This is a genomic window from Kribbia dieselivorans NBRC 106261 (assembly GCF_001552435.1).
GTDB classification, from domain to species: Bacteria; Actinomycetota; Actinomycetes; order Actinomycetales; family Dermatophilaceae; genus Kribbia; species Kribbia dieselivorans.
Genome location: NZ_BCRE01000273.1, coordinates 1 through 2,045 on the forward strand (window position 1 = coordinate 1; position 2,045 = coordinate 2,045).

Consider the following 2,045-nt stretch of genomic DNA (forward strand, 5'->3'; position numbering starts at 1 on the left):
GGGCAGATCCTCATCGGCCTGCTCCAACAGATGACCTCGCCACGCACCCTGTCGAACCGCGACGCCCGCGAACGCCAGGGCACCGAGGCTGCCGAGGTGGGTGAGGTTGCCGAGGTGGTTGAGGTTGCCGAGGTGGGTGAGGGCGCGGAGGTGGCTGAGGTCAGCGTGGGTGAGTCCGCGGAGCCGGCCGGCTGCTGTGAGACCGCCGAGTCGGACGTCGCCGCGGGTGTCGAGGCGAAGTCGCCGCGGGACTGGGCGCGGGAGCGCGGCCTGGCGTTCACGCAGGTCCTTGAGCACCTGCCGACGGATGAACTGGCCGGCGCGAACGGGGCGACGCTGTTGGTCACCATGCGGGAGGAGGATCTGACCGCCAGGCTGGAGAGCATCGACGATCCTGAGTGCGGCGAGGACCTGCTGACACCCGACCGCACCTCGCGGCCGGCGACGTGTGAGACCGGGCACGAGATCAGCGCGGGTGAGGCCCGCCGCGCCGCCTGCAACGCCGGCCTCGTGCCCGTCGTGCTCGGCGGGGAATCGCAGCCACTGGATGTGGGGCGGGCGAAACGCCTGTTCACCGAACCACAGAGACGCGCTCTCGCGACCCGGTACGTCGCGTGTGCGGCCGAGGGGTGTGACCGGCCGTTCTCGTGGGCGGAACTCCACCACCTCACACCCTGGACACGCGGCGGACCCACCGACCTGACCAACGCACTGCCGTTGTGTTGGCAGGACCACCGGCGCATCCACAACCCCGAGTACGTCCACGAACGCGTGCGAGAACCCGACGGCACCCTGACCATCCGCTTCCACCGGAGGCGACCATGACCACGCCCCGAAACCAGGGGAGTAGTCTGTCCCGCGCGGGGGCTGGGGAGTCGCTGGGGAAGGGTCTACCAGCGTGGATTTGGATTAGCAAGGGGGACCCGAGTAGCATGATCCGCCAGACCGGTCTGTCCCTTGTGGGCAGACGTGCAAGAGGAGTTCATCCCACCCGCGACAGCGCAGGCTGCCGGGTCTCGGTCGGAGCAGGATGTGCTCGCACCACGCGAGCACGGCGTACGCAGGACTCCAGGCGAGTACTCGTGGTCACGCCCTCGACCTGCTCTGTTCCTTGGGCTCCTTGTGCACCGGCACGAGGAGCCTTTCTCGTTTCGCGGCAACGTCAGACAGAAGGAGCGTCACATCAGCGAGCCACGCATCAACGACCGTATCCGCGTCCCGGAGGTGCGGTTGGTCGGTCCCAACGGCGAACAGGTCGGCATCGTCCGGGTCGAGGACGCCCTGCGTCTGGCCGCGGAGGCAGACCTCGACCTCGTTGAGGTCGCACCGATGGCGAAGCCGCCCGTGGCCAAGCTCATGGACTTCGGCAAGTACAAGTACGAAGCCGCGATGAAGGCCCGTGAGGCACGCAAGAACCAGGTCAACACGGTCATCAAGGAGATCAAGCTCCGACCGAAGATCGACCAGCACGACTACGAGACCAAGAAGGGTCACGTCGAGCGGTTCCTCAACGCCGGTGACAAGGTCAAGGTCACGATCATGTTCCGTGGTCGCGAGCAGTCGCGTCCGGAGCTCGGCTTCCGACTGCTTCAGCGTCTGGCCGAGGACGTCAATGAACTGGCGTTCGTCGAGTCCTCGCCGAAGCAGGATGGGCGCAACATGGTCATGGTCCTGGGCCCGACGAAGAAGAAGTCCGAGGCTCGCGCCGAGCAGCGCAAGCGTCGTGACGACCAGAAGCCCGAGAAGTCGGCCCGCGGATCTCGCCACGAGGGTGTCGACACCCACGCTGATGAGGTTCACGAGCAGGATGAAGCTCTCGAGACGCCAGTGACCGAGGTGGAGGAATCGGCGACCGAGGCTCCGGCCGCCGAGGCGGCGCCTGTTGCCGAGGCTGCTCCGGCCGCTGAGGCTCCGGCGACTGAAGCTGCTCCGGCTGCGGCCGCGACCCCGACGGCACCCACGCCCGGATCCCCGGCAGCGCCGCGGCCGGCTCCGGCCAAGCCGAAGTCGGCTGGTCCTCGACCTGCGCCGGCTCCGCGGTCCCC

At 68.1% G+C, this 2,045-nt stretch carries 2 protein-coding genes; both read left to right on the top strand.

Features of this window, described 5'->3' with window-relative positions; all coding sequences use genetic code 11:
* Positions 1-825, top strand: an 825-nt coding sequence (locus tag KD1_RS15790) for an HNH endonuclease signature motif containing protein (RefSeq protein ID WP_157073424.1), incomplete at its 5' end; no start/stop codon positions are given.
* Positions 826-1,224: 399 nt separating this feature from the next.
* Positions 1,225-2,045 (top strand): translation initiation factor IF-3 (infC, locus tag KD1_RS17710; protein WP_068403501.1); only part of this gene is annotated, 821 nt, incomplete at its 3' end.